The organism is Arthrobacter sp. 3Tela_A (assembly GCF_049311025.1).
In the GTDB taxonomy this organism is placed as follows: Bacteria; Actinomycetota; Actinomycetes; order Actinomycetales; family Micrococcaceae; genus Arthrobacter_B.
On sequence record NZ_JAXIOM010000025.1, the window covers coordinates 22923 to 48344 of the forward strand.

24 protein-coding genes are annotated in these 25422 nt (G+C 65.3%); 12 read left to right on the plus strand and 12 right to left on the minus strand.

All coding sequences use genetic code 11. The annotated features are described in order from the left end of the window. Window positions 1–30 precede the first annotated feature (30 nt). The gene (locus TVC13_RS09195) at window positions 31–705 is read right to left on the minus strand and encodes a GntR family transcriptional regulator (protein WP_422400911.1); all 675 of its coding nucleotides are present in this window, start codon (window positions 703–705) and stop codon (window positions 31–33) included. Beyond that, the gene (locus tag TVC13_RS09200; protein WP_422400912.1) at window positions 702–2180 is read right to left on the minus strand and encodes a fumarylacetoacetate hydrolase family protein; all 1479 of its coding nucleotides are present in this window, start codon (window positions 2178–2180) and stop codon (window positions 702–704) included. Before TVC13_RS09200 ends, TVC13_RS09195 begins: the two co-directional genes overlap by 4 nt. Before the next feature lie 261 nt (window positions 2181–2441). Between TVC13_RS09200 and TVC13_RS09205 the strand changes: the two genes are divergently transcribed. Further along, window positions 2442–3272, plus strand: a complete 831-nt coding sequence (locus TVC13_RS09205) for a HipA family kinase (protein WP_338079122.1) — start codon at window positions 2442–2444, stop codon at window positions 3270–3272. Between the two features lie 931 nt (window positions 3273–4203). Here the strand turns inward: TVC13_RS09205 and TVC13_RS09210 are convergent. The 5 genes from TVC13_RS09210 to TVC13_RS09230 all read right to left on the minus strand — a co-directional run bounded on the left by TVC13_RS09210 (window position 4204) and on the right by TVC13_RS09230 (window position 9076). Next, the gene (locus TVC13_RS09210; RefSeq protein ID WP_170287701.1) at window positions 4204–5166 is read right to left on the minus strand and encodes a DUF2971 domain-containing protein; all 963 of its coding nucleotides are present in this window, start codon (window positions 5164–5166) and stop codon (window positions 4204–4206) included. Window positions 5167–5606: 440 nt separating this feature from the next. Beyond that, window positions 5607–7151 carry a DUF6297 family protein gene (locus TVC13_RS09215; protein WP_422400913.1) on the minus strand — a complete coding sequence of 515 codons (1545 nt, stop codon included), beginning with the start codon at window positions 7149–7151 and terminating at the stop codon, window positions 5607–5609. Between the two features lie 3 nt (window positions 7152–7154). Continuing rightward, window positions 7155–7841 (minus strand): ABC transporter ATP-binding protein, encoded by a 687-nt coding sequence (locus TVC13_RS09220; protein ID WP_422400914.1) that lies wholly within the window; start codon window positions 7839–7841, stop codon window positions 7155–7157. 9 nt (window positions 7842–7850) lie between these two features. Then, the gene (locus TVC13_RS09225) at window positions 7851–8465 is read right to left on the minus strand and encodes an RES family NAD+ phosphorylase (protein WP_422400915.1); all 615 of its coding nucleotides are present in this window, start codon (window positions 8463–8465) and stop codon (window positions 7851–7853) included. After that, on the minus strand, window positions 8462–9076 hold the full coding sequence (locus tag TVC13_RS09230) for a hypothetical protein (protein ID WP_422400916.1): 615 nt from the start codon (window positions 9074–9076) through the stop codon (window positions 8462–8464). Before TVC13_RS09230 ends, TVC13_RS09225 begins: the two co-directional genes overlap by 4 nt. Window positions 9077–9267: 191 nt before the next feature. On the opposite strand from TVC13_RS09230, the gene TVC13_RS09235 reads away from it, so the two are divergent. From TVC13_RS09235 to TVC13_RS09265, 7 genes are all read left to right on the plus strand, one after another. Continuing rightward, complete coding sequence (locus TVC13_RS09235; protein WP_422400917.1) at window positions 9268–9444, plus strand: YegP family protein; 177 nt, start codon at window positions 9268–9270, stop codon at window positions 9442–9444. A gap of 29 nt (window positions 9445–9473) precedes the next feature. Next, entirely contained in the window at window positions 9474–10274 is an 801-nt protein-coding gene (locus TVC13_RS09240; protein WP_422400918.1) for a PIG-L deacetylase family protein, read from the plus strand. Between the two features lie 177 nt (window positions 10275–10451). Continuing rightward, complete coding sequence (locus TVC13_RS09245) at window positions 10452–11456, plus strand: LacI family DNA-binding transcriptional regulator (protein ID WP_422400919.1); 1005 nt, start codon at window positions 10452–10454, stop codon at window positions 11454–11456. Window positions 11457–11489: 33 nt separating this feature from the next. Continuing rightward, on the plus strand, window positions 11490–12809 hold the full coding sequence (locus TVC13_RS09250; RefSeq protein WP_422400920.1) for an ABC transporter substrate-binding protein: 1320 nt from the start codon (window positions 11490–11492) through the stop codon (window positions 12807–12809). Between the two features lie 104 nt (window positions 12810–12913). Then, window positions 12914–13918 (plus strand): carbohydrate ABC transporter permease, encoded by a 1005-nt coding sequence (locus TVC13_RS09255; protein ID WP_422400921.1) that lies wholly within the window; start codon window positions 12914–12916, stop codon window positions 13916–13918. Next, entirely contained in the window at window positions 13915–14805 is an 891-nt protein-coding gene (locus TVC13_RS09260) for a carbohydrate ABC transporter permease (protein ID WP_422400922.1), read from the plus strand. The genes TVC13_RS09255 and TVC13_RS09260 overlap by 4 nt, the downstream gene beginning before the upstream one ends. Continuing rightward, window positions 14802–16403, plus strand: coding sequence for an alpha-amylase family glycosyl hydrolase (locus TVC13_RS09265; protein WP_422400923.1), 1602 nt, complete (start codon window positions 14802–14804; stop codon window positions 16401–16403). Before TVC13_RS09260 ends, TVC13_RS09265 begins: the two co-directional genes overlap by 4 nt. Window positions 16404–16424: 21 nt before the next feature. Here TVC13_RS09265 and TVC13_RS09270 read toward each other — a convergent pair whose 3' ends face one another. Further along, complete coding sequence (locus TVC13_RS09270; RefSeq protein ID WP_422400924.1) at window positions 16425–17117, minus strand: helix-turn-helix transcriptional regulator; 693 nt, start codon at window positions 17115–17117, stop codon at window positions 16425–16427. Between the two features lie 70 nt (window positions 17118–17187). On the opposite strand from TVC13_RS09270, the gene TVC13_RS09275 reads away from it, so the two are divergent. Both TVC13_RS09275 and TVC13_RS09280 read left to right on the plus strand, forming a co-directional pair. After that, on the plus strand, window positions 17188–17907 hold the full coding sequence (locus TVC13_RS09275) for an alpha/beta fold hydrolase (RefSeq protein ID WP_422400925.1): 720 nt from the start codon (window positions 17188–17190) through the stop codon (window positions 17905–17907). Between the two features lie 133 nt (window positions 17908–18040). Next, complete coding sequence (locus tag TVC13_RS09280) at window positions 18041–19423, plus strand: plasmid pRiA4b ORF-3 family protein (protein ID WP_422400926.1); 1383 nt, start codon at window positions 18041–18043, stop codon at window positions 19421–19423. Window positions 19424–19539: 116 nt separating this feature from the next. On the opposite strand, the gene TVC13_RS09285 is transcribed toward TVC13_RS09280, so the two are convergent. From TVC13_RS09285 to cynS, 4 genes are all read right to left on the minus strand, one after another. After that, window positions 19540–20673 (minus strand): Vms1/Ankzf1 family peptidyl-tRNA hydrolase, encoded by a 1134-nt coding sequence (locus TVC13_RS09285; protein ID WP_422400927.1) that lies wholly within the window; start codon window positions 20671–20673, stop codon window positions 19540–19542. A gap of 152 nt (window positions 20674–20825) precedes the next feature. Then, complete coding sequence (locus tag TVC13_RS09290; protein ID WP_422400935.1) at window positions 20826–22286, minus strand: SLC13 family permease; 1461 nt, start codon at window positions 22284–22286, stop codon at window positions 20826–20828. 265 nt (window positions 22287–22551) lie between these two features. Further along, window positions 22552–23379, minus strand: a complete 828-nt coding sequence (locus tag TVC13_RS09295; RefSeq protein WP_422400928.1) for a formate/nitrite transporter family protein — start codon at window positions 23377–23379, stop codon at window positions 22552–22554. A gap of 10 nt (window positions 23380–23389) precedes the next feature. Continuing rightward, window positions 23390–23842 carry a cyanase gene (gene cynS / locus TVC13_RS09300; protein WP_422400929.1) on the minus strand — a complete coding sequence of 151 codons (453 nt, stop codon included), beginning with the start codon at window positions 23840–23842 and terminating at the stop codon, window positions 23390–23392. Window positions 23843–24062: 220 nt separating this feature from the next. Between cynS and TVC13_RS09305 the strand changes: the two genes are divergently transcribed. Further along, complete coding sequence (locus TVC13_RS09305; RefSeq protein WP_422400930.1) at window positions 24063–24794, plus strand: helix-turn-helix domain-containing protein; 732 nt, start codon at window positions 24063–24065, stop codon at window positions 24792–24794. A gap of 53 nt (window positions 24795–24847) precedes the next feature. Then, window positions 24848–25075, plus strand: coding sequence for a hypothetical protein (locus TVC13_RS09310; RefSeq protein WP_422400931.1), 228 nt, complete (start codon window positions 24848–24850; stop codon window positions 25073–25075). The last annotated feature ends 347 nt before the right edge of the window (window positions 25076–25422 follow it).

A 25422-nucleotide genomic window follows, 5' to 3' on the forward strand; every position in this document is an offset into this window, starting at 1 on the left:
TGATGCTGCGGTCATTGAGGGGGTTGGGGGTTAGCTGGTGGTGTTGGGGGTGTGCTTCAGGTAGGCCTCGAGCGTGGCGACCCGGTGGGCGCGGGCCGCGGCCTCGATGGTGCCGGCGTCGGCCTTTGCCTCGATCAGTTCGAGCAGGCGCTCGTGCTCGGCAACGGAGTCCTGGGCCCGGCCGGGAACGTAGCTGAAGGTGGAGGAGCGCAGGGCTCCCAGCCGGTTCCAGCCGCGGTGGACCAGGTCCAGGATGTGCGGATTGGGGCAGTTGGTGAACAGGGCGGAGTGGAAGTCCCGGTTCAGGGCGGTGAACCGGACCGGATCGAAGTGCTCCAGGCAGTCGCGCATTTCTGCGTTGATTGCCTTGGCCCGCGCCAGGTCCTCTGCCGTGACGAGCGGTGCGGAGAGCGCCGTCGCGTACCCTTCCACCAGGCTCAGGGTCTGCATGGTGTAGAGGTACTCGGTGGGGTCGATGCCGGTGACGGTGGCGCCGACGTTCCGCTCGAACCGGACCAGCCCTTCGGCCTCCAGCCGGCGGATTGCCTCCCGGACCGGGACGGCGGAGCAGCCCAGGTCCGCGGCGATCCGGCCGAGTACCAGGCGGTACCCGGGGCCGTATTCACCGGAGGCGATCTTCGACTGGACGGTCTGGTAGGCCTGTTCGGCCTTGCTGACTGTCCCGTCTTTGGACTGAGTGCTCACGCCTGTTCCGCCGCCCAGGCCTGGTACTTTTCCTTCCACGCCGCGTTCATCGGGTAGAGGCCGTCGACGCCGTGGCCGGCCTTGACCATTTCGGCGATGAACTCTTCCTGGTGTTCCTGCTTAATGCAGGCTTCCACCAGTTCCTCGGCGATGGCCGGCGGGATGACCAGGATGCCGTCGTCGTCGGCCACGATGATGTCTCCGGGCTGGACGGTGGAGCCGCCGCAGGCGATGGTGATGTCCGTGTCCCAGGGGATGTGCCGGCGGCCGAGCACTGCCGGGTGCGGGTTGGCGCAGTAGACGGGCAGGTCGAAGCTGGCGACTGTGGAGTAGTCGCGGACGCCGCCGTCGGTGATGATGGCGGCGGCGCCGTTGTGCATGGCGCGCAGGGCGAGGATGTCGCCCAGGGTGCCGGTGCCCTTTTCGCCGCGTGCTTCCATGACCAGGACTTCACCTTCGCGGACGGAGTCGATGGCGCGTTTCTGGGCGTTGTAGCCGCCGCCGTGGGTCTTGAAGAGGTCTTCGCGGTTGGGCACGTAGCGCAGGGTGCGGGCGGTGCCGACAACCTTGCGGCCGGTCTTGGTGCCGGTGAGGCCGTCGATGGAGACGTTGTTCAGGCCGCGGGCGCGCATCTGCGAGCTGAGCGTGGCGGTGGCGACGGATTCAAGCTTGGCCTTCAGCTCCGGGGTGAGGGCCGGCGTCGGTTCCTCCGCGGGCGCGAGGCCCGCCTTCTCGGCGGAGCCCCACGCTTCTTCGCGCTGCTTGTCATCGATCTTGGGCTGCGCGCCGAAGGCAGCCAGCGGCGTCGTGCCTTCGGTGACGGTGGTGGTCAGGCGCCCGGTGGTCTGCCCTGTGGAGGGGGAGTCCACCTCGATTTCGACGACGTCGCCCGGGACGGCCACGGAGGCGCCGGCGGGGGTGCCGGTGAGGATCATGTCCCCGGGTTCGAGGGTGAGCAGCTGGGAGAGGTCGGCGACCAGCTGCGCGAAGGGGAAGAGCAGGTCTGCGGTGGTGTCATCCTGCGCGAGTTCGCCGTTGACCCAGGTGCGGACGCGCAGGGCTGCGGGGTCTACGGAGGCGGCGTCGAGGATGGCCGGGCCTACGGGGGTGAAGCCGTCGCCGCCCTTGGAGCGGAGGTTGGATCCCTTGTCTGCCCAGCGGAGGTCGTACACGCCGAGGTCGTTGCTGGCGGTGACGCCGCTGACGTAGCTCCAGGCGTCTTCGACGGAGACGCGGCGGGCGGTCGTGCCGATGATCAGGGCGATTTCGCCTTCGAAGCCGAGCAGTTCGCAGCCGGCCGGGCGCTCCACGGTGCCGCCGGTGAGGGCGAGGGAGGAGCTGGGCTTCAGGAAGTAGGAGGGCTGTTCCGGGGTGCGTCCGCGCTCTGCTGCCCGGCTGGGGTAGTTGATGTGGACGGCGATGACCTTGCCGGTCTGTGCCAGTGTCTCCGATGTGGCGGTGCTGCTCGTGGACATCTCACTCCTGGATCAAGTACGAAATCGTATACGATCCAGTGTGCCTTGTGGAGTGGGTCACGTCAAGGGGCTGGAGATGCGCGTGAGTGACGGTAAAAAAGAACTATGAGCGTGCACAATAGGTTTCGATGCTGTGCTGTGCTGAGCGGTGTGTGATCTGACAAGCATCTACACCCGTGCGACGATTACCTACCCGGGAAACCATTCCTTGAGGGGGAACGAAGCTCGGACATCGACTATACGAAGAAAAGGCACGGAGAGATGGGCGTTGGGGGACAGAGCAGCTACTTGCTGAAAGAGAGTTGGTCAGGCCTTTTGTCGGGTCACCCGAGACCATCCGTCGAGACGCAAATCTTCGCCGTCGCAAAAGTGGCGGACACAGGATCACTTCCATTTTTGGGCCTTGCGACCGACGGGAACTCATACTGGGTCAAGTATCTAGGCAACGCTCACGGCATCGATTCTCTAATCGCCGAGCGAGTGGTTGAGGCGCTGGCCAGAAAACTTTCCGCACCGATGCGGCCGTCCATGCTGGTTGAGGTTCCCCCATCTCTGCTTCGTCACCCAGAATTGCTGTCCTCCGGCATTCAGGCTGGCGTGGCGCACGGCTCGCTTCTCCTTGGCACATGCCAGGAAAGAACAGTGTTGGACTCAGCGGCCAGAGATGGCAACGCCGCCCGACAACCCCGGTTTATCGCCTTATGGGAACTCTGTTACGGCGAAGACGGCCAGTGGTTGTATGACCGCTCGGGAGAAGAGCAAGTCTGGTCCTTCGATCACGGATACTGGATTACGGGAGGAGAGCCGGCGCCCCTGACGCCTGCCGACTTGGAAGTCACCGTCAACCAGAAGAGGCCATGGTATGGGTCTGTTCGCGGAATGGATCCAGGAGCTTTTCTCGGTGTTGCGGACGATCTTGCGTTGTTATCAGTAACCGACTTCATAGACGCCGTTGCCAGTGTGCCCGTAGCATGGGGCGTTCCGGATAGCCTTTTGGAGACACTAGCGTGGTGGCTCCACTACCGAAGAAAACACGTCGTTACCAGAATGCGCGCACTTGCGACGGAAGCAGCAAGGGCAGCCAAAGCTTAGTAATGAGGAAGGGGTGAAGTGATGTTCTACCAATATTGGGTCGTCCGGTACGTGCCGGACCCTATACGCGGTGAATTCGTAAACATTGCTTTGCTCGTCGGTAAAGATGGGCATGACTGGGCGTTTCGCCCTGTTAGCAACCTGCAGCGAGCCAGCCGCCTCGGGGGTGACCCCACGATCGCGAAATATTGGCTCGGAGAGCTCGAAAAAATGGTCGGAACTCTCCGGGCAGGAGGAGCCCCTCGTTCTGAACCCTCATTGGTGCTTCTGGCCGACTCTGAGCACAGCTTAAGTGCAGCAGCCATCTCCCGGATAGCCTCTCGGCTAAACAACGCAGTGCAGATATCTGCTCCCTACCCAATGGAAGCTGACTCAGCTGCGGCTGGACTTTCGATGTTATTCGAGCACTTAATTGCAGATCCGCAGGTAAAGCCTCGAGAGCTTTTTGGCACGCGGGTAAGCAATTTCGTTTCGACCGAACTGCGGCGCGTGTTGCCAGACAGTGGCGTGGCCCTACGTTCGCGCCCACAAATACGTGTTGGCACAATCCCTCGAACCGCCAACTTTGCGATTACCGATAACGCGGTAGAACAGATTACGAATGCTTGGTCTTTCAACTTGTCTGACGTTGACAAGGTGTCGACGGAAATACAAGCCTGGGTGGCGCATATGGACCGCCTACGACGGCGCGGAGGAATACTCGAATCGAGAGGGCAGCCGCCCCTGTCTATTTCTCCTGATGTCCAGCTGCGGGTTGTATATGAGGAGCCGCGACAAGAGTCAGCGAGGCCTGCGCTGGAGATAGCCAAAGAGGTTTGGAAGGAAGTGCCCGACCTCGTGGCATACTCACAGTCTGAGCAGCACTTTCTCGTGAGGGATGCCGTCAATGCGGTTGCAGTCTGAGCCATCCCCGCTCGTCCAAGAGGCCCAACTAGCGGTAAGGGATCTCGCTAACCGCAACCTTGACATCGTGATATCCCAGGAATGAGAGCAACTGCTCCAGCCCAAACTTGGCTTCCTCCGGGTAAGGCGTCGGACCAATGTTTATCTGCCGAATGGGAAGCCTTGCCGGGAGCCCGTCTCCTTCGTCTGTTTCGGCTTTGGAACGCGGAGGCGGCGTACTCGCGGCAAGTTCAACGTACGGGATCATTCCAAAGCGGCCTGGACGATGGAGAACATATTTCCATGACGGAGTTACCTCCGCTATTATTCGAGCCTCTTTTTCATCTCGGAATCCGCTGTCTTTGATCGTGCTCAGGGCGGACTGAAGGGCCATATGTGCAAAGAACCGGCGGAACCGGAACTTTTGCTGACCACCGTTCGGGGTCTGAAGCTCGTCGATAATGCGATCTAGCTTCTCTTTGATGAACGCTTCCTGATCGGAAGGGTCATAGATAACATCGACCCATGGGTCTGCGTTTTCAGACTCCCGATCGGGATCAAGTTCCAGGGTCCCGTCCGGGTTCCTGGGTCCATCGTAATAGCCAGAAGGGGGGAACGGATGGGCGTCCCTGAGGTTCTGGGGCTGAACATGCAGGTCTACGTCTCTGTCGAGTCCGATTGCAAAACTCACTTGTTCCCTGCCGTAGTAGCGCCACAGCGTGAGGCTGTCAGGGTCGTTTGAAGCGGACAGGATGAACTTGCTTTCGCGTGAGGAAGAGTACGTCCCCACAGTATCCAAGAGAGCCTGAGCCTGGAGTTCCGGAAATTCGGTCTGAACCTCCCGGAGGCGGTCAGCCAATACCTCATTACCGCTCATCAGTTCTTTCGAGTCGTTCATATAGGCGGCTGAACTTGCCCAAAGCACTCTACTGTTTAAGGCGTTCTTGAGGGCCGCACCGTCACAGTAGTGCCAAACCAGATTCCCGGCACCCGACATAAGATCCTTGGACATGCCATTCCTGTCTTTATTTTCGGTGGTCCTCGGTGCTGCGTTAGAGATTGCTAGACCATATAGTTGCATACTCAGCTTCGAAGGCTTCTGCGACATGGCGTGGAAATTTTGGAACGATCTGAGTACGTCCGCTAGCCGGTGTTGTACGGCGGTGAGCAAAGCTTCGTTCAATTTGATGATGGCGTTGAACCCGGCTAGTTGCGCTCCCTTGATCGTTGGCCGGAGTGTCTGGGTAATACCGCCAGCCCCGTGATCACGGCATCCTGAGTGGGAGTCGCCCGCGAGTCGCATCCGGACAACAGGACACCTGCGGCATCAGCAGAAGCCTGCTCAACTCCGTCTGTGAGGCAGGTGGACCGAATATCAAGCAACGGCAATTTGCGTGAATCCGCCAGCTACATCGCGGCGACATTGATTGCCAAAGGGAACCTATCCGGGTTTTATCTGGGCTGTGAATACATCACCACAAGAACACAAACGGCCGAGAAACCAGCCTGCGCCAGCAACAGCACTCCGGGCACATACCCCAGGAACAGTCCGAGCAACAGCGGAACCAGCGCCAGCAGCGTCGTGTCGAAACCGCGGATCATCGTCCCGGCCTGCGCGCGGGGCATCGGACCGAACGGGGTGTCGATCGGAGGGACGGTCCAGTCGGGTTGCGGCCGGTAGGCGCCCCGCACCGCCGACGCACCAAAACCCACACCAGCCAGAGCACCCAGAGCAATCAGCGCCGGGCTACCCGCACCGAGCAGCACCAGCACCGCACACAACACCGCCGTCCACAGCGTCAGCGCGGCGGCAGGCAGGGCCATGCGGCTCAGAAGCACGACGGACACCGACAGCGGCAGCAGCATGTCCAGGCCCGGCATGATCGCCGTCCGCCGCGCCACCGCACCCAGCGCCGGAACCGCCGCAAACACAGCCGCTGCAATCATCCCCAGCTGCACCAGCGGAGGCTGCGCCCCGCCGGCCAGCAACACGACCACGAACACCGCCAGCACCAGCACCGGACGGACCCACAGGCCGCGGGTCCGCAGGAACGCCGCCGTATCCGCGCGCAGCAGGGCACCAAACGGCGTCCGCCCGCCCCGCGCATACCAGCGCGCAGCACGGGCGGAAGCAACGCCGTCGGGCTCTGTCGAAAGCGCGCGGCCCACCTCATTGAGATCCATCAGGTACACCGCGGCACCGGTGTGCCCGGACACCGCGCCGCCGCGGATCAGCTCCCGGCCCGGGATCCGGTCCAGCCGGGCGAACACGAGCAGTCCGAGCGCAACGGTGACACCCAGGCTGCCGACCGCCAGCACCCAGGACCCCGCGGCAACCCGCACCGTGACCAGGCTCAGGAGCGCCAGCACCAGCAGGCCGGGAAGGCTGCCGCTGCGCCGCTCAGCCGCCGACTGCGGAGCCGGCCGGGCCTGCTGCAAACCCGCGAGCAGCACGGCACAGACAGCAGCCACCCCAAACGTCGCAGCCGCCAGGACTTGTCCCCGAACACTGGTCTCCAGGTCCATCAAAAACCCGAACGGCAGATACAGCACGGACGCACCCGCCCACACCAGCAGCAGGCGCCGGACCAGCCGGCCGGCCACCATCGGCCGCCGCTCCAGCGGCAGGCCCAGCCACCAGTACCCTTCGGGACCGCTGACCGCCGCGGGACCCAGTTTCCGGGCGATCACCATCACCGCCGCCAGGGCCGCGAACACCAGCACGGTCGCTGCCGTGCCGTCGGGCAGGGCGAACGACGGCGGCGCTACCAGGGTGCGTCCGGAACCGACGTTCCAGGCCTGGGCGACCTGCTCGCGCAGGGCCAGGACGAGCCCGGCAGCCAGCGCGGCGATGGTTCCCAGCGCCAGTAGGGCGGTGTAGACGTCGACGAAAGCATCCCGGAACCGGGTCCGGCCGCGGGAAAAGGCCCGGGAGGCCTGCCGGGTGTAGCGGACCGGGTCGAAGGAGGGATGGGCCTGGACGGTGTCGGCGGTCATGGGTCAGCGTCCGGCGATTTCCGCGGCGGCGCGCTCGGGCGCGATCTCCCGGACGTCGTCGTCAATCAGCAGGCACCGCTGCGCGGTGGCCAGCAGCAGCGCCGGATCGTGGGTGACCAGCAGGACCGTCCCGCCGTCGTCGGCATAGGCCTGGATGCGTTCCCCCACACGTTCGCGCATGGCGGGGTCCAGACGCTGCTCCGGTTCATCGAGAATCAGCAGCGATGATGGCCGGATCAGCGCGGATGCCAGCAACAGCCGGCGGCGCTGGCCGGAGGAGACGGAGGCGGGGACGGCGTCGGCCCTCTCCTGCAGGGCGAAGAAGTCCAGCTCGGCGTCGACGGCGGCGTCCGGATCCGGGACCGAATGGCCGCGGGCGACCAGCTGCAGGTGCTCGCGCAGGGACAGGGAAGGGAAGAACGCGTCCTCATCGAACAGTGCGGCGACCTGCCGGCGGAACGGGACCGCGTCCTCGTTGACCGGCAGCCCGTGGACCCGGACCTCGCCGTCGAGCATCTGCTGCTTCCCGGCGATGGTGCGGGCGGCCGTGGACTTGCCGGCACCGTTGAAGCCAACGACGCCGAGGATCTCGCCTGCGTCGGCGCGTGCCGTGATCGGACCGCAGACCGGCATTCCGCCGTAGCCTACGGACAGGTTGGAAATATCGAGCACGGCCCCCGGGAAAGTCATGGGGTTAATCTACCGGCGCACCTCAATCCTCAGCGGGGAGCAGAGCCGAGTGAGCCAGTCGGCGTCGTTCGGCAGTGCGAACGCCCGCCCGTAGGCAGGGTCCACTTCGAAATCATCCTCATTCGCGCGGTCCCCGAAGAACACGTAAGCCTTCTCCGTGTCACACTGCCGGCTCATCCAGGCGATGCCCTCCAAACCGGCATCGTGAGCGGCTTCGGCCCACCGGACCGTCTCTGCGTAGCGGCTCGCCGGCGTCCGGGTGATGTCTTCCGCGGAGGCGCCCATGACCCGGAATCCCGTGCCCATGAACGATGCCAGCCGGAGCGGACGCTGAAGGACCAGACGCCCCATCACCTTGTTGACGTAGTCACCCGGCAGCAGCGCCCCGCCACCAACAGGAGTTTCATGCAGCAGCGTCTCGGAGATCTCAGCGATTTCTGATTCGCCGGCATGCAGGACAGGAACTGCCGGATCTCCAAAGAACGCGAACCGGGTGGGAGCTCCGAGCCCTGGGTTGAAGGTTCCCGCGTGCCTGCCCGGAGTGTTGGTGAACAACCGGTAGAGGTGTGTTCCTGTCTCCAGGGTGTACGTGTCAGCTGTCAGCGGCCCGGAAGGACCGGTCACCACTGCACTCCGAAGTGCCCCCGGGCCGCTGCCAGCACCTCATCGGCATCCTGCAGCCGCTCCACGGGCCGGTCTCCGTCCAGGTACCCCGAGGGCAGGCAAATCCACTGGGCCAGGTCCTCATCGCTGCGCCGCGCCTGGCGGGCCACCTGAATCAGTGCGGGAATCACGTCATGGACTTCCCCGTGGCTGTTGAACTGGAATCCGGGATACAGGACGGCGTTGCCGCGGCGGACCCCGAGCAGCTGTCCGGTCTCACGGCGGTCGTGAGCGAGCGTGCTGCGGCCTTTCGCCCGGGAGCCGAGTGTCCGGGACGCCTCTTGGGCGCTGAGCAGGCCAAACTCCTGCTCCATTGAACGCCAGGCATTCTCCGTAGCCATGGCACCTTGGACCAGCTCCGCGCTTGCCCCGGCGGGCAGGGAGGCAAGCGCCGGGCGGAGTGCCTCCAGGCTGCGCTGCGCGTTGATGACGGCTCCTAGAGCGGGGGCGGCCGTGTGGGTGCGGCGCGCGAGGACCTCCAGCAACAGATCGACGCCGGCCTCGGTCTCGTCCAGGGACGATTCGATGAGGTGGACCAGGGCGTCCCGGTCCGGGACTGAAGGGACTGTCATGGCTCTCCTCCTGCGGCGGCTCCCGACGTTTCCTGCATCTCACTCTATCGTCGGGAGTGTTGGAAAGGGAGGGTCCGGGTGATGCCCCGCACCGCGGGGCTCGGCGCATCGAGAACTTTCCGGGACGGGTTGACTTCCCCGAACGGCAATCGCTGAATGGACGTACCGGACCAAACCCAAGCGAGGCAGCCATGGCAGGCAAATTCGAGGTCTATCAGGACAAGGCCGGCGGATTCAGGCTCCGTCTGAAGGCTGGCAACGGAGAGATTATCGCTTCATCCGAAAGCTATAAATCGAAGGCCTCGGCGCTGAAGGGAGTGGAATCCGTCCGCTCCAACGCCGGTGCGAAGATCACCGATCTGACCTGACGCCCGGACGCCGGAGCACAGGTGCCGGTATGGCCCGCAGCCTGGCCCTGATCGTTGCCCACCCAGATGACGACGCCTACGGCCTCGCCGGAACCGTGGCCCTGCACGAGCACGATCCCGGCTTCCGGTTCGTCCTGATCCACGCGACCGACGGCTGCGCCGGACTTATCGATCCCGCCTATCCGCCGGTCACCGAGGATCTCGGCAGTATCCGCCGTCGGGAGATGGACGCTGCGTGGATCGCGCACGGCCGGCCGCCGGACCGGCACGAATGGCTGGACTACGACGACGGCGGTGTGGACCGGGTGCCGTTTGCCGAGCTGGTGGAACGCATCGGCGGAATCCTGGCGCAGGAACGGCCCGACGTCGTCGCCACCTTTGGTCCGGAAGGACTCACCGCGCATCCCGACCACATTTCCGTGGGAGCCGCTACCGACGCCGCGTTTACCCGTCTGCGTGCCGGCGGCGGTCCGGGCCTGCAGCGCCTGCTGCACGGCTGCGTCCGCCGCTCCACCTGGGAACGCTGGAACAGCGGACGGATCCGGCGCGGCCTGAAGCCGTGGGAAGCTGGCCGGATGTATGACGTGAACCCCGTTCCGGACGAAGAGATTGGCATCGAGGTGGATGTCAGCAGCGTCGCGGACCGGATTGTGGCGGGACTGCTGCAGCACCGGACGCAGCGCCACGTGATCTCGCCCGGGGTGCCGCCGGATGCGGAGGAGGACGCCCGCTGGAACCGCATGGTCGGCGTCGAATCGCTGGTTCAGGCCTGGCCGCCCAGACCGCTTGGAGCGCCCGTGCTGGGTGATGTCTTCGAAGGGCTGGACTGAATGGGCGGGCTGAACCGCCAGCCCGGTTCTGCCTTATGTCGCCATGTCCGCCGGCTTTCACACGGCGTTTACGAAACATCATGGATCCCGGAAATCTCCCTCTAGGGTGTGACGCAGATCGCGCAACCGTTTACGTAAACCGTTTGCGCCCACGCAGTCAACGCAGAGAGAAGGGGCATGGCAACGATCAGGGACGTCGCGAAGCATGCCGGAGTGTCTCCGGCAACCGTTTCGCGTGTCGTCAACGGTCTGGTGGGCTATTCCGACGAGACACGGCGCCGCGTCGAAGAGGCCGTACGCCAGCTCAACTACGAGACCGACTTCATGGCCCGCGGACTGAAGACGCGACAGACCTCCGTAATCGGGCTGCTCGCACCCATGGTGTCCGATGCGCTGGCATCTCAGGTCATGCGCGGCGTCGAGGAAGCAGCACGTGAACAGGGATACGCCGTGATGCTCGGCCGCACCGGACTGAAATCAGTCTTCATTGACGGCTACCTGCGGACGCTCCGAACCTACCGGGCAGCGGGCGTGATCCTGATTTCCGCCGTCATCACGGATGAAATGCGGCAGTCGCTCGGTCCGAACATTCCATTGATCTCCGTCGCCATCAGCGACAAGTCAGGGTCACCCAGCGTCTCCATCGACGACGAGCGGGCGGCCTACGACGCAACCCGGTACCTGCTCTCCCTCGGGCACCGGCGCATCGGCCTGCTCGCCGGGGACCCGTCGTCGGTATTTGTTGCCCACCCCCGGCAGCGCGGCTACGAGCGGGCCATGGCCGAGGCTCGACAGGCACCCGTCATCGCCCACGGCACGTTCTTCTATGACAGCGGCGCACCCGCCCTGGAAGAGCTGCTCCGGCAGGAGCCGGATCTCACTGCCGTCTTCGCCGTCAGCGACGAAATGGCCGCCGCTGCCGTCAATGAACTGCAGGAGCGCGGCCAGCGCGTTCCGGAGGACGTCTCGGTGCTCGGCTTCGACAACACCTCCACGGCCCAGCACGTCCACCCGCCGCTCAGCACCGTCGCCCAGCCGCTGGAGGAGATGGGCAGGACGGCCGTTGGCAAAATCATGCGCGCCCGCGACCTCGGCCCCCGGATTCTCCCGCACTCCATCATTGCCCGCGGATCTACCGGCCCGCCCGGCAGCCGGAACCAGCCCAGCCAGCACCCGAACTAGCCAAGCACCACTCGCCACTACAAGGAGCACAGCATGAGGCAACGACGCCACAATCGACGGATTCTTCTCGGAACGGCAGTACTGACCATCTCCGCCCTCGCCGTCACCGGCTGCGGCGGCAGCAGCGAGGAACCCGAAGCGCAGCAGGACGCAGCCGCCGCGTTCGAGGGCCGGGGACCCATCAACTACGTCTCCTCCCGGGACGCGTCCGGCGCCGCCCAGGACACCATCGACAAATGGAACGCCGAGCACCCGGATGAACAGGTGACGTTCATCGAGCTCCCCGATTCGGCAGACCAGCAGCGCCAGCAGCTGGTGCAGAACGCCCAGATCGAGTCGGACACCTTCAGCGTGCTGAATCTCGACGTCGTCTGGACCTCCGAATTCGCCGCGAACCGATGGATCCTGCCGCTGCCGGAGGATGCACTGCCCACGGACTCGATGGTGCCTGCGGCCGTGGAGACGGCAACCTACCGCGACACCCTCTACGGAGCCCCGTATTACACGGACGGCGCTCTCCTCTACTACCGCACGGATCTGCTGCAGGCGGCGGGCATCGAAGCTCCGCCCACCACCTGGGAAGAGATGACGGCGGCGTGCGAGAAGGTGCTGGCCCTTCCCGAGGCGGAAGGAATGTCCTGCTACGCGGGACAGTTCGACAAGAACGAGGCCCTGACGGTGAACTTCACCGAAGCCGTCGGCTCGGCCGGCGGCCAGCTTTTCGACGACGACGGCGCCCCGACGGTGGACACCCCGGAAGCCCTCGCGGGCCTCAGCCAGCTCACCGAGGCGTTCAACGACGGCCTCGTTCCCAGCGACGCCATCACCTACCTCGAGGAACAGGGCCGCCGCGCTTTCCAGGAAGGCGACCTGGTGTTCCTGCGCAACTGGCCGTTCGTCTACTCCTCGCTGACCGCCACGGACGGTTCCAGCGCCGTCGTGGACAAATTCGGCATGAGTTCGGTTCCCGGCATCGGCGACAACCCCGGCGTCTCCACACTGGGCGGCCGGAACCTCGCCGTCTCGCCGTTCACCGAAAACAAGGCCACCGCCCTGGAGTTCATTCAGTTCTTCACCAGTGAGGAAGAGTCAAAGGCCCGCCTGGACAAGAGCTCCCGCGCTCCCGTCTACCCCTCGCTGCTGGAAGATCCCGCCGTCGTCGAAAACCGCCCGTTCTACCCGACGCTGCTGGAATCGCTGGAGAACGCGCAGGCACGTCCCCAGGTGGTCCAATACGGCGCCACGACGACGGCCATTCAGGAAGAGGCATACGCAGCGCTCACCGGGGAGAAGGACCCGGAGACCGCCCTCGCCGATATGCAGGCCAAGCTCGAAGCGCTCGCAGCCGACTAGGCACGACGGGGGGGGGGGGGGGGGGGGGGGGGGGGGGCGCGCCCCCCGCCCCCCCCCCCGCCTCCGCAGCCAAAACTCCCAGACCCCGCCCAGTGAGGAACGCCATGAGTACCAGCACTGCTGCGCCTCCGCGCCGTCCCGACGGCCAGCCCCCCGAAAAACGCAAGCCCGGCACCCGCACCGCCGGGGAAGGCAGGATGGCGGCGCTGCTGCTCTCCCCAACCCTGTTGGTCCTGGCCCTGGTCATCGCCTACCCGCTCGTCTCCGCCCTCTACCAGTCGCTCTTCCGGGAGGAATCCGGACTGGATGAGGACGGCTTCGTCGCTGAAGGCGAGAGCTTCGTCGGGCTGGCCAACTACACCGATCTCCTCGCCGGGGAGTCAGGACAGCGGTTCCTGAACGCCCTCGCCAACACCACCTTCTTCACCTTCACCACCGTGGCGCTTGAAACCGTCCTGGGCCTGGCCCTGGCGCTTGCCATGAACCGCGCTTTCCGCGGCAGGGGAATTCTGCGCGCAAGCATCCTCATTCCCTGGGCCGTGCCCACTGCCGTCTCCGGCCTGCTGTGGCGCTGGATCTTCCAGTCGGACGGCATCGCCAACACCCTGATCGGCACGGAAATCCTCTGGACCGCCGAGGGTTTCCAGGCAAAGGCCGCAGTGATCATCGCCGAAGTGTGGAAGACAGCGCCGTTCATCGGACTGCTTGTCCTGGCCGGAATGCAGGTCATACCGGGCGAGGTCTACGAGGCTGCCCGCATCGACGGCGCCGGCTGGTGGCGGCAGCTCGGCTCGATCACCCTGCCGCTTGTGAAACCCACGCTGCTGGTCGCCGTCCTGTTCCGGCTCCTCGATGCCCTGCGGATGTTTGACCTGCCGTTCGTGCTGATAGGCCCGGGCAAGCAATCCGTGGAAACGCTGTCCATGCTCGCCTGGGATGAGTCAAACCAGCTGCGCTACGGCTCGGCGTCGGCATTCGCCATCATCCTGTTCCTCTACGTGGCCCTGGTCGCGATCGTCTTCGTGAAACTGCTCGGCGCGGACGTCGCGGGCACCAAGGAGATGCGCAACCTCCGCAAGGCCTCCCGGAAGGCAAAGGCACGCTCATGACCCAGATTCCCGTCCTCACCCGCACTGACACCCCGGACAAAGCGCCGCAGCGGACACCGAAAAAACGCGGCTGGCAGAGCTACCTCACATACGCCGGGCTTGCAGCGATCTTCGTGTACTGCCTCTCGCCGTTCTACTGGATGCTCGTCTCCAGCCTCCGCCGCACCTCGGACATCTTCGACAACTCCCTTCTTCCCCAGCCGTTCTCCATGGAGAACTACCTCAAGGTCTTCGACGGGTCCACGCTGTTCGGCCGGGCCCTCCTGAACAGCCTGATCGTCGCCGGGATCACCACGACGCTGGCCCTGGTCCTGGGGATCTTCGCGGCGTATGCCATCTCCCGGCTGAATTTCAGGTTCAAGTCCGTGATCCTTGGCCTGGTCATAGCGACCTCAATGTTCCCGGGCATCTCCGTGGTCGTGCCGCTGCTGCGCCTGTTCACGGACATAGGATGGATCAACACCTACCAGGCGATGATCGTGCCCAACCTGTCCTTTGCCATTCCCCTGGCCGTCTGGAACCTCACGACCTTTATGAAGGCGCTGCCCTTCGATCTGGAGGAAGCAGCAATGATTGACGGCTGTACCAAGTGGCAGGCGTTCCGGAAGATCCTTCTGCCGCTGGCAGCCCCCGGGGTCTTCACGACGGCGATCCTCACCTTCATCCACAGCTGGAACGAATTCATCATCGCCTTGTCCATGATCAACGACCCGGAACTGCAGACCGCCACCGTTGCCATCTCCAAGTTCACCGGCGCCACGGAGTTCCAGGCGCCCTTCGGCGAGCAGATGGCAGCGGGTGTGATCGTCACCGTTCCGCTGGTGATCATGGTCCTGATCTTCCAGCGCCGCATCGTTGAGGGACTCACCTCCGGAGGCACCAAATGACCCATTCCGCAGCACCCGGGCCGCGCCCCGGCTGGTGGCAGGACGCCGTCATCTACCAGGTGTACCCGCGGTCCTTCGCCGACGGCGACGGCGACGGCGTCGGCGACCTGGCCGGCCTGCTGGAACGGCTGCCGTACATTGCCTCACTGGGCGTGGACGGCATCTGGATCACCCCGTTCCAGCCGTCCCCCCAGATCGACCAGGGGTATGACGTCAGCGACTACTGCGGCGTCGATCCGCTGTTCGGCACGATGGAACAGTTCGATCAACTGCTCGAATCTGCCCACGGGCTGGGACTGCGGATCATCCTGGACGTGGTGCCCAACCACTGCTCCTCGGAGCATCCGCTGTTCCAGGCAGCCCTGGCAGCCGGGCCGGGGTCGCCTGAGCGGGCCATGTTCCACTTCGAGGACGGGCACGACGGCGGCGCCCCGCCGAACAACTGGCAAAGCGTCTTCGGCGGTGCCGCCTGGAGCCGCGCGAACCCCGGCTCTGATACGGACCGCCAGTGGTATCTGCATCTCTTTTCACCGGAGCAGCCGGACTGGAACTGGCGCAACCCGGCGGTAGGGGACTACTTCGAGGACGTGCTCCGGTTCTGGCTGGACAAGGGTGTGGACGGCCTGCGGATCGACGTCGCGCACGCACTGTTCAAGGCCGAGGGCCTGCCCGACACGGCGAGCACCGGCACCGTGGTCAACGGCCTGCGTTCCAACCCGCAGGTCTCCGACCAGGAGGAAGTGCACGAGGTCTACCGCCGGTGGCGCCGCCTGACGGACTCCTATACCCCGGACCGGATTCTCGTCGGCGAGGTGAACCTGGAACCGGACCGGGCCGCCCGCTACACCCGGCCGGACGAGATGCATCAGGCCTTCGCATTCGCCTTCGTGAAGCTGGACTGGGACGCCGCTGCGTGGGCCGCCGTCGGCCGTGAGCTTGAAGCTGCCCGCCGGTCCCACGGCGCGCCGCCTACCTGGGCACTGGAGAACCATGACATCAGCCGCTCCGTGACCCGGTTCGGCGGGGGCGAACGCGGGGCCCGCCGCGCGCGTGCCGGTCTGCTCACCATCCTGGGACTGCCCGGCGGCGCGTACATCTACCAGGGCCAGGAACTGAATCTGCCCGACGTCGAGGTGCCGCTCGGCGCCCGGGCCGACCCCATGTGGGCCCGCGGCGGGGTGTCCCGCGACGGCGCCCGCGTGCCGCTGCCCTGGACCATGAAACCCGATGGCTCCTACGGTTTTTCCCCCGACTCCGCGTCAGACCCCTGGCTGCCGACACCGCCCTCCTGGGGAACGCTGTCGGTCGAGGCGCACCGGAAGGATCCGCAGTCAACGCTGCACTTCGTCCGAGATGCGCTGAGACTGCGCGGACAGCTGATCGACAAGGAAATCTTCACACCGGGCGATGCCTGCGACTGGCGCGTCGAAGACAACGGCCTGCTCATCTGCGCGCGGGGGGAGCATGTTCTGCTTGCCGTGGCCATGGGTGATGAGCCCTGCCGGCTTCCTGAAGGGAACGTCCTGCTGGCGTCTGAACTGCTGACCCCGGACGGGATGCTGCCGCCGGACAGTGCGGCATGGATCCTGCAGTCCTGACCGCTGGTGCTTAGGACCAACCTACCGCCCGTGCACCGGCCGCGCATTAGCCGGAGGTTCGCCGACCTCCTCGACGGTGTGCCCGGTGCATGCCATAGCAGTGACACTCGCCCGTTCGATGCTGGAGACGGTGAACCACCGGATGCCGTTCCGCAGCCTGCACCATCCCACCAGGAACCACCGGCCGCTGGTGGAAGCGAACAGGATGGGTTCGACGTCGCGCGTGGTCACCGCGCCGTCCTTGGCGGTGTAGCGGATGCGCACCACCCGCTGGTCTGCCATCGCTTCCTCCAGGGCGGACCGGATCGCCCGGGAGGAAGCGGGCGGGGCGTTGACCCAGACGCGGGAAGCCAGTTCATCGGCCCGGGCCCGGGTGCGCGGGTCCAGGACGTCCAGGATTTTCCGGACGCCGGCTGCCGCCAGGTCAGCGTAGGGAGCGTCCGACGCCGCCGAGACAGCGGCCATCAGGGCCACCGCCTGGGAAGGGGAGAGGGTGACCGGAGGAAGGGCGCCGCCACTCGCCAGACCGTAGCCTCCGCCGGGACCCGGGCGGGACCAGATGGGTGCCCCGCTGTTCTCCAGCGCGTCGAGGTCCCGCTTGACCGTCCGCACGGAGACTCCGAACTCTTGGGCCAGTTTCTCCGCTGAGCAGCCCCGGTTGCCGCTGCGCCGCAGCGTCTCGGAGAGGGCTACAAGCCGCTCGGTCCGCTTCATGCGGTCGCCTGAAAATTCATGACATAAATAGTGACATACTCCTGCCCATCCGAGGGGTGAAGGTAGGAACATGAACACTACGAAGAGCCCCATCGTCCTGATCGCCGGCCACTGGCTGAGCGCCTGGGCCTGGGACGAAGTCCTCGAACACCTCACTGCTGGGAACGCCGCGGCGACCGCGCTGACCCTGCCCGGACTCGACCCCGAAGATCCCGCCCGCACAACACGGACCCTCGAGGAGCAGGCAGCGGCGATTACCGACGTCGTCACCCGCCTCGGTGAGCCGGTCACCCTTGTGGCGCACAGCGGCGCCAACTTCCCGGTCAGCCTGGTGCTGGACCGGCACCCCGAGCTGATCCACCGGATGGTGTGGGTCGACTCCGGGCCGGTAGGGCCGGGAAGCGTCTTCCTGCCCGGCTTCCCGGAAGATGCAGCCGAGCTGCCGCTGCCGGCCTTCGATGAGTTGGGACAGCAGGCGAGCCTGGAGGGGCTGAGCGATGAGGTCCTCGACCGGTTCCGCACTCGGGCCGTTCCGGAGCCCGGTCCCGTGCTGCGCGAGCGGCTCGACCTGTCCAACGATGCCCGCCGCCAGATCCCCACCACGCTGGTGTGCTGCTCGATTCCGGGCGCGCAGATGATGGAGCTGGCCCGCTCGGGACACCCCATGTTCGCCGAAACCGCGGAGCTCACGGACGTGGAGATCCTCGACCTCCCCACCGGGCACTGGCCGATGTGGAGCCGTCCCCGCGACCTCGCCGAGGTCATTTCCAGGGCGGCCGCCACCAGCTGAACCGTTCGCACCGGAAGGGGCCGGGCGGCGTCGGCTGGCCCCGCAAACATGGAGTTCAGGTGTGAAGGGCGCGGGCAGTCCATACCGTCCATTGCCCGGGATGAGGTGCGGCTACTGGCAGGATGGTGCTGTGATGACACGAGAAACTGAGGGCCGTGACCGGAGCTTGCTGCAGGTGAGAGTCACGGTCGCGGACAGTGAGCCGAGCATCTGGCGGCTCCTGGAAGTCGACTCATCACTGACCCTGGGCAGTTTCCACCAAGTGATCCAAGCCGCCGTGGGCTGGCAGGATACCCACTTGCATTACTTCACTGACACGGACCCCAACATTCCGCCGTCCGCGCTCAAGGGGACGCGGCGCGAACCGCGGCGCTGGGTCCCGGAGGCCATCGTGGAAGACCACGAGGACGCCCTCCCCGAGTCTGAGTGGGTTTTGGGCGACGTGCTCACTGCCGGGAACAGGCACTTGTTTTACGAATACGATTTCGGAGACGGCTGGACTCATCGCCTCGAACTCACCGGAAGCCGCCCCGCCCTGGCCGGCGATCCCGTGGCCCGCCTGGTCGAAGGCTCGCGGAGGGCACCCCTTGAAGACTCCGGCGGGATTCACGGTTACCAGGATCTCCTCACGGCGCTGGCCGACCCGGGACGCGGCGATCACCACGAGGCCAAAGAGTGGGTGGCTGGGGTAATCGGTCCGTGGAACGGCTTCGACCCGGAAGAACCGGGCCTCGACGCCGGCAATGATGCTTTGCGGCACCTGTTCGCAGAGGAGCTGTTCGTGGGGCCGGAAGCGTCGGCGATCCAGGGGTTGGCGCATCGGGTGCTTCCGGGCGCCCGGCGTGAGTTCCTGGCCTACGTGGCCAGTGCCGGCGTCGACCAACCAGCTCTGGTGGACCCGGATACCGCCGAAGCGATGACCGCTGCGTATCTCTGGCTCATCCGGCGCATAGGGAACGACGGCGTTTCCCTGACGTCGGCAGGCTGGCTGCCTCCGTCTCTGGTCCAATCAGCGATGACGGATCTCGGGTGGGACCGGAGCTGGATCGGCAAGGCCAACCGTGAGGTGCAAACCGTACCCGTCCTTAAGCTGCGCGAGAGCGCTCAGGAGCTTGGCCTGATCCGCAAGTTCAAGGGCCGGCTTGTCCTCACGGCTGCCGGCAAACGACTGCTTGATGACCCGGTTGGCCTGTGGCTCTTCCTAGCCCGGTCCCTGCCACACCGGCACCGGCACGAGGCCGAACTGGACGCTGCCCTGCTGCTCCTCCTTGAGGCCGCGGCAGGAAAGAGGACTGCATGGAGCAACGTGGTGGAAGCGGTCTCATTCGGCCTGAGCATGCTCGGCTGGGCCACCAGCGCCGGAACCAGGCTGCCGCGCACATCCGTCCAGGAACTTCTCCGCGGGCCCCGGCAGATCCTGCTGAACCTCGGGTTCTTTGGCGGCTATGTGGGACTGCCGGCAACGGACACTACCCCGCAGGAACGGGACTTCGCCCGTGCTGCCCTGCAGGCGTAACGGCAAACCCCGTCCCTCCAGCACTGGCAGTGCTCTCGCCAGGCCCGCCCACCAGCTTGCCAAGCACAGTGGGGATCTCGTTCCAGATCACGCCTCCCACCAAGGTGAACACCCGGTCAGCTCCCCGGCGCCTCAGGGCCGGTGGGCCAGCGCAGCAGGGCAGCAGCGTCGACACCGTGGGGGAGGACGCCGTCGGGCACCAGCAGAAGACTGGCATCGGTCAGGGCAGCCGCACGGATCATAGCTGCCGGGGCAGGGACCTGGCCCAGGACCTCAGCGCCGAGGGACTGCTCCGGGGCGCTGGCCACCCAGGGTTCGGCTCCGAGTGCCAGCAGATGGTGGTCTGCCAGCGCTGTGTCATTGAGGATCAGGAGTTCCACCTGGGCTTGCTGGAGGGCAGTCAGCACCCCTCCTAAACCGGTGACAGACTCCGGGTTGGCCTGTCCCTGCTGCTGAGCCAGCCGATCCATGATCTGTTCCTGCTCTGTAGCCCACAGCAGGGCAATGCGCTCCTGGACTTTGTCCTCGAAAGCCCTGCGGCCGGCACCGGCCACCGGCATATGGGAATCGATCATGCTGACCAGCGGCTTGTGGGCTTCGGTGAGCTGGTCCCGCACCAGTCCCCGCGCCCGGACGTCGCCGGCAAGCACGATCAGCCTGGCTCCGCTGCTGTCCACAACCCGGTCGATCTGCTCCGCGACCTGGTCCGCGTTGCGCTTCCAGACCTGCTCGGTCTGCCGCTGGAACTTGTCCTGTGACCAGCCGCCGGCGGGCAACTTGGTGATGTCTTCCTTCTCGCCCTCCACATCCTCGACGGAGGACTCTTCGCGGCCGACGAAGAGCAGGCGGATCTCCGCGTCCTCCCGCGAGACTTCCGCAACAATGTAGGGCAGTTCCTCGGGGCGGTGCTTGAGCAGCGGCAGCAGATCGGGAATCGGATCCACCGAGACCCGCTCCGGCAGTACCAGCTCTCCGGGCAGGAGTTCGTTTAACGCCACCGTGCCCTGCTGGACGAGGAGGTAGCGGGAGACGGGGGAAGGAAACCCCTCAGCGGGAAGCACCGCGGTTTCCGCCGCTTCCTGGTCCTCCGGTGGTGCACCCTGTTGAGCCAGCGCTTTCCTGACGTCGCCGGGGCGGACCTCGGCGGCTTCCAGGCTGTCCACATTCCCTGCGGAAGCGTCGATGTAAGCGACGCACCAGGGGCCGCTGCGCCGGTACAGGTCAGCAAATTCGTGGAGTTTCCGGGTCATGACGATCTCCTTCCGCAGGGCCTGCGGCCCCACAGCGAATCAATCCGTGCCCCACGCTAGCACCGGCGTCGGCGGCATTTACAGGTGCAGCGAAGCTGCCGCCCTCCTTGCCGCGGACTCTTTCCGGGCGTTTATGGGTGTCAGTGTTCTTCCTAGTACACGATCCCGAAGACCCAGACGGCCAGAGTGAAGGTCACCAGGGTGGTTAGCACCAGGGCGATGAGGTTCAGCCAGACGCCTGCCTTGACCATGTCTGCTATTTGAACGTGGCCGGAGGAGAAAGCAATGGCGTTCGGCGGGGTGGCGACCGGCAGCATAAACGCGCAGGTGGCAGCGATGGCAACGGGAATGACCAGGAGCAGCGGATCGATGCCCAGGCCAAGCGCGACGCCGCCGATCAGCGGCAGGAAGGTTGCCGCCGTCGCGGTGTTGCTGGTGAGTTCGGTCAGTCCCAGCACCAGTGCCGCTATGGCCAGCACGATCAGCACGAGTGGAAGGGTTTCCAGCCCGGACACCTTGGTTCCGATCCATTCGCTGAGGCCGCTGGCGGTGAAGCGGGAAGACAGGGCCAGGCCGCCGCCGAAAAGGATCAGGATGTCCCACGGAAGCTCCTTGGCGCTGGACCAGTCCAGCAGGGGAACACCCTTCTTTATGTTTGCCGGGATGACAAAGAGCAGAATGGCCACTCCCATGGCGATCACAGCGTCCGCGAAGTAGGAATCCGGCCACAGCAGCGGAACCGTGATCCAGGAGGCGGCGGCGAGGACGAAGATGGCAAGCACCTGCTTTTCGCCCACTGACATCCGGCCCAGGCGCTTGTACTCGCCGCGGATCATTTCCTTGCCGCCGGGAATCTCCGTGATTTCCGGTTTGAAGATGACAAAGGTCAGCAGATACCAGGCCAGCGTCATGAAGATGACGGCCAGCGGCACGCCGACCAGCATCCACTGCCCGAAGCCGATGTTCACATCATGCGCGTCCGCCATGTAGCCGACCATCAGGGCGTTGGGCGGGGTGCCGATAATCGTGCCGAGAGAGCCGATCGATGCTGAATATGCGATGCCGAGCATCAGCGCAATGCTGAAATTCCGCGGCGCCTTTTTCTCTTCGTTGAGGTTGGCTACCAGGGTCAGCACGGAAATGCCGATGGGCAGCATCATTACTGCCGTTGCCGTGTTGGATACCCACATGCTCAGGAAGCCGGTGGCGATCATAAAGCCGGCAATCAGCTGTTTGGGTTTGGTGCCCACCAGCAGCACCGTGGCCAGCGCTATCCGGCGGTGAAGGTTCCACCGCTGCAGGGCCAGGGCGAGGAAGAAGCCGCCCATGAACAGGAAGATGATCGGATCGGCGTAGGGAGGGGCCGTTTCCTTGATGGTGGACACGCCCAGGGCCGGAAACAGCAGGAGCGGAAGAAGCGCCGTCGCTGCCAGCGGAATGGCTTCGGTCATCCACCAGACCGCCATCAGCACGGCGATGGCTGCTGTCGCTCGGGCGGGCTGGGGTACATCCTGCGGCATGATCAGGTAGATCACTGCTGCCAGCAGGACGCCGAGCCCCAGCCCAATACGTTTTCGCAGCAGCACCCGCCGGTCTTCGGCAGGGGCAAGCATCCCCGGGGCGGCGTCTTCCTCAGTTTCAGTACTTGTTTCAGTGCTGGGCTGTGTCACGGTGCTGTCCTCCGGATAAACGGGCGGGCGGTCCCACAATCCAACCCCAGCACCGGTCCGGATGCAAAGCCCCCTTGGTATATACGCCCATGTCAGGGGCTAAGCTCCGATTCTGCGGGCGCCGGGAAAAGCGGGGGCGGGCCCCGCCCGCCCCCCCCCAGCCCCCCCCCCCCCCGCCCCCCCCGCCGCCGTCGTCGTTCCAGCGAACCTAGACCTTCATCTTTGCCGCGAACTGGCGTCCCGGCGCGGTTCGGGCGTGTGTCCCGTAGATCATCAGGCCAACGAACGTCAGGCCGCCCACCAGGTTGCCGAGCACGGTGGGGATCTCGTTCCAGATCAGGTAGTCCATCAGGGTGAATTCGCCGCCAAGCATCAGGCCGATCGGGAACAGGAACATGTTCACCACCGAGTGCTCAAAGCCCATGTAGAAGAAGAGCATGATCGGCATCCACATGGCGATTACCTTGCCGGGCAGGCTGTCGGACATCATGGCACCGACGACGCCGGTGGAGACCATCCAGTTGCACAGCACGCCGCGCACAAACAGGGTGAGCATGCCGGCCGCTCCGTGCTCCGCGTAGCCCACGGTCCGTCCTTCGCCGAGGTGCCCGATCGCCTGGCCCACCTCGCTGACCTCGGACGAAAACCCGTAGGTCCAGACGATCGCCATCAGGAGGGCAGTGGTCAGTGCACCGGCGAAATTCCCGACGAACACGAGCCCCCAGTTGCGCAGCATCGAATTCCAGGTGACGCCCGGCCGCTTGTCCAGCCAGGCCAGCGGCACCAGGGTGAACACACCGGTCAGCAGGTCAAAGCCCATCAGGTAGAGCATGCAGAAACCGATGGGGAACAGCACCGCACCCAGCAGCGGCGACCCGGTCTGCGTACTGACCGTGACGGCAAATGCCGCCGCCAGGGCCAGGATGGCGCCGGCCATATAGCTGCGGATCAGGGTGTCCCGGGTGGAGAGCATCACCTTGGAGTGTCCGGCGTCGATCATCCGGACCGCGAAGTCCTTGGGAATCACATAGCTCATAGCGGGCCCCCTACCACTGGTACTTCAGGAACTTGCCGTCGATGATCACGCGCACGCGGTCCCCTTCGGGATCCTCGCGGCGGGTCAGCTCCACGTTGCAGTTAATGGCGCTCATGATGCCGTCGCCGAATTCCTCGTGGATGGCTTCCTTCAGCGCCGGGCCGTAGACGGCCAGCAGTTCGTAGAAGCGGTAGATCGTGGGGTCGTCCTTGAGTGAGTCCCCGGCAATCCGGTACGGCTGTTCCTGCAGGGCAAGGACGGTTTCCTCATCGAGGTCCAGCAGTTCACCGGCCTTTTCAGCCAGTTCGGCCGGTACGGGATGCGAGCCGAGAAGCGCTGCAATGGTCCACAGCAGCGGCCGGTCCAGCTGCTCTGCAAGCTGCGCCCAGGAAGACTCCGAACGGGCGACGGCGGTGCGGACCTTCAGCGTGGCCTGGTCGCGGTTGGTGTTCCAGTTCGTCATGTTCGATCTCCTCGTACGTGGTTCTGCAGGCACTTGCCTTGAACCCAAACTAGGAGCGCCCGGAAGCGGCGCGTCAGGCTTTTTGCGCAGCCCATCCAGCAAAAAACGCAGCCAGCACGGCCTTTTACCTGCCTGAAACAACCAGGCAACGGAACCGCCTTTCAGGGTTCCTAGGGTGTTGAACTGGGGGCCGTGTGAGAGCCGAGGGAAAGGGCAGGAAATGGATCTGCTGGCGCAGGTGGTCCGCGAAGCACCCGTACCGCTGTGGGTCATTGATTCACACGGTCTCGTGGCGCTCGCCAACCGTGAAGCGATCCGGTTCCTCGGCTACCGGGGAGACGACGACGTCGTTGGCGGTCCCAGCCATGACCTGCTGCACTGCCGCCGTCCGGACGGAACCCCGTACCCCGAACACGAGTGCCCGATTGTCGGATCCGCCGGATCGGAACCTGCAACAGAGTGGTTTGTCACCCGCGAGGGGGACACCCGTCCGGTCCGCTGGTCCACACGCAGCATCTCAGAAGGCCACGCCACCCTGCTGAGTTTCAGTCCCGAGCCGCGAGCGGAGGCCAGGATAGTCCGGGAACTGCGCCGCCGGGGCCCCGGGGTGCGCACGTCGCCGGCGCAGGCCCGTGCGGAACTGCGCGAGTCGCTGTGCCGCACCATCAGCACCCGCTTCACTGACCCGCAGTTCACGACGGCGGAGCTTGCCGCCGCTGCGCACCTCTCGGTCCGGTCCGTCCAGGCGCTGTTCGCTGAAACCGGAACGTCCCCGGCAGCAGAAATCCGGCGGGTCCGGCTGGAGCACGCCCGTGAGCTCCTGGTGCGGGGCCATGCCGTGCAGACAGCGTGCCTTGCTTCCGGGTTCCTGGACCCCGGCACGTTCGCCCGGGCCTTCCGGCAGCGGTTCGGCTGCGCACCGAGCCAGGTGCCGGCGTCGTTGTCCGCGTGAACGGCCGGACGCTATTCGAGGCGTTCCGCCGCCACGTGTGATTGGGTAGCCCGATGGATAACTACGTCAGCTCCGGTACATTCTGGTTTACCCTCGCCCTGATTAACGCAGGCCTGGCGGAACAGAAGAACCGCTCACGCTGGAACTGGTTCCTCATCTCGATCCTGCTGGGCCCGATCGCGACCCTGCTCATCGTCCTCTGGCGGGCACCGGAGCCGGTGCCGCCGTCCATGACGCACCGCGGCGGCTGGCAGGAACCGGCACCTGAACAGCCGCGGTAAACGCACGGTCTCACGCCGTCGTCCGTGGTTGGCAGGCCGTGATCTAGGATGGGCGAATCACCGACTAATGCTGGTGTTTGGCGCGTCTGTGGTGGTCCCTGTCCTTGGGTCCTCTGTTGCACTGGTGATTGCGTTGGGCCGCTGTCGTGCCTTGCGGCAGTGTCGCGACCAAACCTCCCGTCGATGACCGCCCCAAACTTCCAGCACCAACCCCACGGCAGGACCACATGACTTATCACCGGATCAACGGCGTCGACCTGTATTCCGAAGTGGGCCGGGCGGGGGCGCCGGGCCGCAGACGGCGCGGCGGGGTGAGGTCGCGGGGGGGGCGGGGCGCGCCCCCCCCC